The organism is Streptomyces sp. NPDC058955 (assembly GCF_042741435.1).
GTDB lineage: Bacteria > Actinomycetota > Actinomycetes > Streptomycetales > Streptomycetaceae > Streptomyces.
This window is the reverse complement of sequence record NZ_JBHYKM010000004.1, coordinates 124,430-132,062: the sequence shown is the minus strand read 5'-3', so window position 1 is coordinate 132,062 and position 7,633 is coordinate 124,430. Positions and strand designations below refer to the sequence as shown.

At 70.9% G+C, this 7,633-nt stretch carries 6 protein-coding genes; 2 read left to right on the top strand and 4 right to left on the bottom strand.

Annotation, left to right across the window (positions count from 1 at the left end; all coding sequences use genetic code 11):
- The 3 genes from cydD to ACFW1I_RS03435 form a co-directional block, all read right to left on the bottom strand.
- Window positions 1-1,725: thiol reductant ABC exporter subunit CydD (gene cydD / locus ACFW1I_RS03445; protein ID WP_384665609.1), on the bottom strand; the 1,725-nt coding region annotated here is incomplete at its 3' end.
- 54 nt (window positions 1,726-1,779) lie between these two features.
- Window positions 1,780-2,781 (bottom strand): cytochrome d ubiquinol oxidase subunit II, encoded by a 1,002-nt coding sequence (cydB, locus tag ACFW1I_RS03440; RefSeq protein ID WP_384665608.1) that lies wholly within the window; start codon window positions 2,779-2,781, stop codon window positions 1,780-1,782.
- Between the two features lie 18 nt (window positions 2,782-2,799).
- Window positions 2,800-4,317: a cytochrome ubiquinol oxidase subunit I gene (locus ACFW1I_RS03435; RefSeq protein ID WP_384665606.1), complete on the bottom strand. Its 1,518-nt coding sequence runs from the start codon at window positions 4,315-4,317 to the stop codon at window positions 2,800-2,802.
- Window positions 4,318-4,520: 203 nt separating this feature from the next.
- Between ACFW1I_RS03435 and ACFW1I_RS03430 the strand changes: the two genes are divergently transcribed.
- Window positions 4,521-4,895, top strand: a complete 375-nt coding sequence (locus ACFW1I_RS03430) for a cyclophilin-like fold protein (protein ID WP_384665604.1) — start codon at window positions 4,521-4,523, stop codon at window positions 4,893-4,895.
- Window positions 4,896-4,931: 36 nt separating this feature from the next.
- On the opposite strand, the gene hisC is transcribed toward ACFW1I_RS03430, so the two are convergent.
- Window positions 4,932-6,029 carry a histidinol-phosphate transaminase gene (hisC, locus tag ACFW1I_RS03425; RefSeq protein ID WP_384665602.1) on the bottom strand — a complete coding sequence of 366 codons (1,098 nt, stop codon included), beginning with the start codon at window positions 6,027-6,029 and terminating at the stop codon, window positions 4,932-4,934.
- A 391-nt stretch (window positions 6,030-6,420) separates the two neighbouring features.
- Here hisC and ACFW1I_RS03420 point away from each other — a divergent pair, with 391 nt between their 5' ends.
- Window positions 6,421-7,527, top strand: coding sequence for a LacI family DNA-binding transcriptional regulator (locus ACFW1I_RS03420; RefSeq protein WP_078867917.1), 1,107 nt, complete (start codon window positions 6,421-6,423; stop codon window positions 7,525-7,527).
- The last annotated feature ends 106 nt before the right edge of the window (window positions 7,528-7,633 follow it).

Genomic DNA, 7,633 nt, shown 5'->3' with positions numbered 1-7,633 from the left:
CACCTCGACGGGGACGCGCGCGGCCGCGGCGGGGGGGGCGTCGGGGGCCGGACCGGCGTCCACCGCCTCGCCGGTGTCCGCCGGCGAGGCGGCCGCACCGACCGTCACCACCCGGTCCGCCACGGCCAGCAGCGCCGGCCGGTGCACGACCAGCAGCACGGTCCGCCCCGCGGAGAGCCGCCGCACCGCGTCGACGATCCCCGCCTCGGTCTCGCCGTCCAGGGCCGCGGTCGGCTCGTCGAGCAGCAGCAGCGGCCGGTCCGCGAGGAAGGCCCGCGCCAGCGCGAGCCGCTGCCGCTGGCCGGCCGAGAGTCCGGCCCCGTCCTCGCCGAGCACGGTGCCGGCGCCCTCCGGCAGCCCGTCGACGAAGGAGTCCGCCCCGGCGTCCCGCAGCGCCCGCCGCACCTCCTCGTCACCGGCCTCCGGCCGGGCGAGCCGCACGTTCTCGGCGATGGTCCCGGCGAAGAGGTACGGCCGCTGCGGCACCCACGCGATCCGCGACCGCCAGGCGTCCAGGTCCAGCTCCGCCAGGTCCACGCCCCCGACCCGTACGGTGCCGCCCTCCTCCGGCTCCGTGAAGCCGAGGACGACGTCGAGCAGGGTCGACTTCCCGGCGCCGCTCGGCCCCACCAGGGCCACCGTCTCCCCCGGTTCCACCGTCAGGCTCGCGGCGTCCAACGAGGGCTCCGCGCGCCCCGCGTGGCGGACCGTCACCCGGTCCAGCTCCAGCCGCGGCTCGGCCGGGACCGCCCGGCCGCCGCCGGCGCGCACCGGCGTCTCCAGGACCTCGAAGATCTCCTCGGCCGCCGCGAGCCCCTCCGCCGCCGCGTGGAACTGGGCGCCGACCTGGCGCAGCGGCAGATACGCCTCGGGGGCGAGGACCAGGATGACGAGGCCGGTGTAGAGGTCGAGGGTGCCGTGGACGAGCCGCATGCCGATGGTGACGGCGACGAGCGCCACCGACAGCGTGGAGAGCAGTTCCAGGGCGAAGGACGACAGGAAGGCGATCCGCAGGGTGCGCATGGTCGCCCGCCGGTAGTCGGCGGTGATGGCGCGGATCGAGGCGGCCTGGGCCTTGGCCCGGCCGAAGACCTTGAGGGTGGGCAGTCCGGCGACGACGTCGAGGAAGTGGCCGGAGAGCCGGGAGAGCAGCTTCCACTGCCGGTCCATCCGGGCCTGGGTGTACCAGCCGATCAGGATCATGAAGACCGGGATGAGCGGCAGGGTGACGACGATGATCGCGGCCGAGACCCAGTCCTCGGTGACGATCCGCGCGAGGACCGCGAGGGGGACGACGACCGCGAGGCCGAGCTGGGGCAGGTAGCGGGCGAAGTAGTCGTCGAGCGCGTCGACGCCCCGGGTGGCGAGCGCGATGAGCGAGCCGGTGCGCTGCCCGCCGAGCCAGCCGGGGCCGAGGGCGGTGGCCCGCTCCAGGAGCCGGCCGCGGAGCTCGGACTTGACCGCCGCGCTCGCCCGGTGGGCGGCGAGTTCGGTCAGCCAGGAGACGAGCCCCCGCCCCAGCGCGACCCCGGCGAGCAGCAGCAGGGGAGTGGTCAGCGCGGACACCGTGAGGCCCTGCTGGAAGGCCCCCACCACGATCTCGGCGATGAGCATCGCCTGGGCGATGACCAGCGCCGCCCCGATCAGGCCGAGGACGACGACCGCGACGAGGAAGAAGCGGGTCGCCCGGGCGTACCGGAGCAGACGCGGGTCGATCGGTTTCACGTGAAACATGCCCCTCTGGTGTGAGCTCGGGTGGGAGCTCCGACGTGGCAGCGCCTAGTGGGCGTCGGCGATGTGCTGGGTGCCGATCCGCTTGCGGAAGACCCAGTAGGTCCAGCCCTGGTAGAGCAGGACCAGGGGCGTGGCGATGGCCGCGCACCAGGTCATGATCTTGAGCGTGTACGGGCTCGACGACGCGTTCGTCACCGTCAGGCTCCACGCGGGGTCGAGCGAGGACGGCATGACGTCCGGGAAGAGCGCCAGGAACAGCATGGCAACCGCGGCGGCGATCGTCACCCCCGAGAGGGCGAACGACCAGCCCTCGCGCCCCGCCTTGATGGCCCCGATCGCGCCGACCAGCGAGACCGCGGCGATCAGCAGCGCCGCGAGGCTCCAGCCGTCACCGGTGTGGACCTGGGTCCAGATCAGGAAGGCGAGCGCGAGCACCGCCGTGACCAGTCCCAGCGTGACCGCGAGCGACCGGGCCCGGGTCCGGATGTCGCCGACCGTCTTGAGCGCGACGAAGACCGTGCCGTGGAAGGTGAAGAGGGTGAGCGTGACCAGCCCGCCGAGGAGGGCGTACGGGTTGAGCAGGTCCCAGAAGCCGCCGACGTACTCCATGTTCCCGTCGATCTTCACGCCCCGGACGATGTTGCCGAAGGCCACGCCCCACAGGATCGCGGGGATCAGCGAGGTCCAGAAGATCGCCTGCTCCCAGTTGCGCTGCCAGTTCTCCTCGGGCCGCTTGGCCCGGTACTCGAAGGCGACACCGCGGACGATGAGGCAGACCAGGATGATCAGCAGCGGCAGGTAGAAGCCGGAGAAGAGGGTCGCGTACCACTCGGGGAAGGCGGCGAAGGTCGCGCCACCGGCGGTCAGCAGCCACACCTCGTTGCCGTCCCAGACGGGTCCGATGGTGTTGATGAGGACCCGCTTCTCGGGCCGGTTCCGGGCGAGCAGTTTGGTGAGGATGCCGACCCCGAAGTCGAAGCCCTCCAGGAAGAAGTAGCCGGTCCAGAGGACGGCGATGAGTACGAACCAGACGTCGTGGAGTTCCATGCCTCGATCTCCTGAGCCTCAGTACGAGAAGGCCATGGGCCGGTCGGGGTCACGGGTGTCCCCGCCGATCCTGGTGGGCGGGTGGAGGTCGTCCTCGGTGAGCTCCGGCGGGCCGGCCTTCACGTACTTCACGAGGAGCCTGACCTCGATGACGGCGAGGATCGCGTACAGGGTGGTGAAGACGATCATCGAGGTGAGCACCTCGCCCTGGGAGACGCCGGGGGAGACGGCGGCGCTGGTGCGCATCACGCCGTAGACGACCCACGGCTGACGGCCCATCTCGGTGAAGATCCAGCCCCAGGAGTTGGCGATCAGCGGGAAGAGCATGGTCCAGAGGGCCACGATCCAGTACCACTTGCCGATCTTCGGGCTGAGGGCCTTGTTCTTGAAGAGGACGAGGTTCGGCACTTCGTCCTCACCGGTCCTCAGGCCGGGGGCGATGAGGAACTTCTTGCGGGTCAGCCAGAGTCCGACGACGCCGATGGCGAGCGAGGCCATGCCGAAGCCGATCATCCAGCGGAAGCCCCAGTAGGCGACGGGGATGTTGGGCCGGTAGTCGCCGGGGCCGTACTTCTCCTGCTCGGCCTTGTTGACGTCGTTGATGCCGGGGACGTACGAGTCGAAGTCGCCGTTGGCGAGGTAGGACAGTATTCCGGGGATCTCGATGGCGACCGTGTTGTGGCCCTTCTCGACGTCGCCGTACGCGAAGATCGAGAAGGGTGCGGGCGCCTCGCCGTCCCAGAGCGCCTCGGCGGCGGCCATCTTCATCGGCTGCTGCTTGAACATGACCTTGCCGAGCATGTCACCGCTGATGGCGGTGCCGAGGCCGGCGATGATCAGGGTGATCAGGCCGAGCCGCAGCGAGGTCCGCATCACCGGGACGTGCCGCTTGCGCGCCAGGTGGAAGGCGGAGATGCCGACCATGAAGGCGCCGCCGACGAGGAAGGCGGCCGTCATGGTGTGGAAGAACTGGGTGAGGGCCGTGTTCTGGGTGAGCACCGCCCAGAAGTCGGTGAGTTCGGCGCGGGCGCCCTGGCCGCGGTCCTCGTTGATGCGGTAGCCGACCGGGTGCTGCATCCAGGAGTTGGCGGCCAGGATGAAGTACGCGGAGAGGATGGTGCCGATCGACACCATCCAGATGCAGGCGAGGTGGATCTTCTTCGGCAGCTTGTCCCAGCCGAAGATCCACAGGCCGATGAAGGTCGACTCGAAGAAGAACGCGATGAGCGCCTCGAAGGCGAGCGGGGCGCCGAAGATGTCACCGACGAAGCGGGAGTAGTCCGACCAGTTCATGCCGAACTGGAACTCCTGGACGATGCCGGTGACGACACCCATCGCGATGTTGATGAGGAAGAGCTTTCCCCAGAACTTCGTCGCCCGGAGGTACTTCTCCTTCTCGGTCCGGACCCAGGCGGTCTGGAGACCGGCGGTGAGTGCGGCGAGGGAGATCGTCAGCGGGACGAAGAGAAAGTGGTAGACGGTGGTGATGCCGAACTGCCAGCGCGCCAGTGTCTCGGGCGCCAAAGCGAGGTCCACGTCGTCTTCTCCTTACATCGCCGTGGTCACATCGGCAGTCTGCCCCTTAGATCCCCCCGAATACGGGACGAACAGGGACACGCTTGTGAACGCGTTCACATTCACAAGCATTATGACTCATACGAAATCCGTACTGGAGGGCGGGGGGCTGTACCGAAGGTCACACCTTCCCAAGCCCTTCAACATATTGTTGAATCCGGGCCATGACCCTTCGGATACGCATCAGTTGGCCGGCCGGACACACCACGGCCACCCTCGACGAGACCCCCACGAGCACCGCGCTCCTGGGGGCCCTGCCGATCTCCTCCACCGCCCGCACCTGGGGCGAGGAGGTCTACTTCGACACTCCGGTCTCCGTCCCCCGCGAGGCGGGGGCGCTCCAGGTCGTCGATCCGGGCACGGTGGCCTTCTGGACCGACGGCGACGCCCTCGCCCTCCCGTACGGACCGACCCCGATCTCACGGGGCGAGGAATGCCGGCTGGCGAGCCCCTGCAATCTGCTGGGCTCGCTCGACGGCGACCCGCGGATCCTGGCCACCGTCCGCGACGGCGACCCGATCCGCGTCGAACTCGCCTGACCCGCCAGGGCCCGGCGACACCGGGACCCCGATCCGTCAGGCCCCCTGGCGGAAGCCCTCCGCCACCTTCAGGAACAGGTCGTTCGCCTCGGTCTCGCCGATCGTGACGCGCACGCCCTCCCCCGCGAACGGCCGCACCACCACGCCGTGCCGCTCGCACTCCGCCGCGAAGTCCACGGTCCGCTCGCCGAGCCGCAGCCAGACGAAGTTCGCCTGCGCGTCCGGCACCGTCCAGCCCTGGGCCACCAGCCCCGCGCGGACCCGCTCGCGCTCCGCCACCAGCGAGCCGACCCGCCCGAGCAGCTCGTCCTCGGCGCGCAGCGAGGCCACCGCCGCGTCCTGCGCCAGCTGGCTCACGCCGAACGGCACCGCCGTCTTGCGCAGCGCCGCCGCCACCGGCTCGTGGGCGATCGCGAAGCCGACCCGCAGCCCGGCCAGGCCGTACGCCTTGGAGAAGGTGCGCAGCACCGCCACGTTCGGCCGGTCGCGGTAGAGCTCGACGCCGTCCGGGATGTCGGTGTCGCGGACGAACTCCTTGTACGCCTCGTCGATCACCACCAGGACGTCGGAGGGCACCCGGTCCAGGAAGCGCTCCAGCTCCTCACGGCGCACCGCGGTGCCCGTGGGGTTGTTGGGGTTGCAGACGAAGATCAGCCGGGTCCGGTCGGTGATCGCCGCGGCCATCGCGTCGAGGTCGTGCGTCTCGTCGTCGGTCAGCGGCACCTGCACCGAGGTGGCCCCGCTGATCTGCGTGATGATCGGGTACGCCTCGAAGGAGCGCCAGGCGTAGATCACCTCGTCGCCCGGTCCCGAGGTCGCCTGGAGCAGCGACTGGGCGACGCCGACCGAGCCGGTGCCGGTGGCGATGTGGGAGACCGGGACGCCGAAGCGGTCGGCCAGCTCCGCCGACAGCTCGGTGCAGGCCATGTCCGGGTAGCGGTTGAAGCTCGCGGCGGCGGCCAGCGCGCTCTCCATCACGCCCGGCAGCGGCGGGTAGGGGTTCTCGTTCGAGGACAGCTTGAAGGCGACCGGGCCGCCCGCGGCGGCCGGCTTGCCCGGCTTGTAGGTGGGGACGCCGTCCAGCTCGGCGCGCAGCTTCGGGGTGGGCTTGCTCGTCCCGCTGGTCTCGCTCACAGGTGGCCTCCTCGACCGTCCGTACCGCCAATGCTTCTCACTTTATGAGGATTCCCGCCCGCTGCGAATGGGCTGTGGACAACAGCCCTGCAACGCTGTGGAAAACCCGCCCGGCGGGCCTCCCCGACCGAGGGGGCGCGCGCACGGGTGGCGCGCGCCGGTGGCGAGCGCCGTGGCGCGCGTCCCCCGTAGAGGTGAGTTGAGACCTCTTCGAGACCTCGCCCCCACGCCAGGCCCATCCCGCCGGACGACATCAAGTCGCATGGGGAAACCCTCAACTACCTTGGATTTCCCCACTCTTGATGTCTCTCAGCCTTGCAGAAACGTGCCTGTCAACGCCCGCATATGCGGCCGTCCCACCCACCCCTCATCGCCCTACTATCGGCTCGCCATGACAGCAGCAGGGAAGCACCAGGTGAGCCGGGCACAGACCCGGGGAAGCCGGCAGGGCCGGGCAGGCATCCGGGACGTGGCCGCCGCCGCCGGGGTCTCCATCACGACTGTCTCCGACGCGCTCAACGGCAAGGGCCGACTCCCGGACGCCACCCGCCGGCACGTCCGCGAGGTCGCCGACCGGCTGGGCTACCGCCCCTCCGCGGCGGCCCGCACGCTCCGCACCGGGAAGTCGGGACTCATCGGCCTGACCGTGACCACGTACGGGGATGAACCTTTCACCTTCACGGAGTTCGCCTACTTCGCGGAGATGGCCAGGGCCGCCACCTCGGCCGCGCTCGCCCGCGGCTACGCCCTCGTCATCCTCCCCGCGACCTCACGCCATGACGTCTGGTCGAACGTCGCCCTCGACGGCACCGTCGTCATCGACCCCTCCGACCACGACCCCGTCGTCACCGAGCTCGTCCGCCAGGGCCTCCCCGTCGTCTCCGACGGACGCCCCGCCGGCACGCTCCCGGTGACCGCCTGGGTCGACAACGACCACGAGGCCGCCGTCCTCGACCTCCTCGACCACCTCGCCGACGCCGGCGCCCGCCGCATCGGCCTCCTCACCGGCACCACCACCGACACCTACACCCGCCTCTCCACCACCGCGTACCTCAACTGGTGCGAGCGGGTCGGACAGGACCCCGTCTACGAGGCCTACCCGGCGCACGACCCGTGCGCGGGCGCCGTCGCGGCCGACCGGCTGCTCGCCCGCCCCGACCGTCCCGACGCCGTCTACGGCCTCTTCGACCCCAACGGCACCGATCTCCTGGCCGCGGCCCGCCGCTACGGCCTGCGCGTCCCCGACGACCTGCTGATCGTGTGCTGCAGCGAGTCCACCGTCTACGCCACCACCGAACCGCCCATCACCACGCTCTCGCTCAAACCGCGCCGCATCGGCACCGCCGTCGTCCAGCTCCTCATCGACGCCATCGAGGGGATCGAGAGCGACGGGCCGGTCGAGCAGGTGATACCGACCGAACTCATCGTCCGCACCTCCTCGCAGCGCCGCTCGCCGCGGACGACCGTCAGCCCGCCGCGCTCGCCCGCGAAGGACTGACGACACCGCCGGACTCCGGCCCCGCCCCAGGGGCGGCCGGCCGCCCCCCGCCCCCCGCCCACCGCGCACCCCCCCAAAAACCACGCGCCGGGCCGCCCCCCGCCCC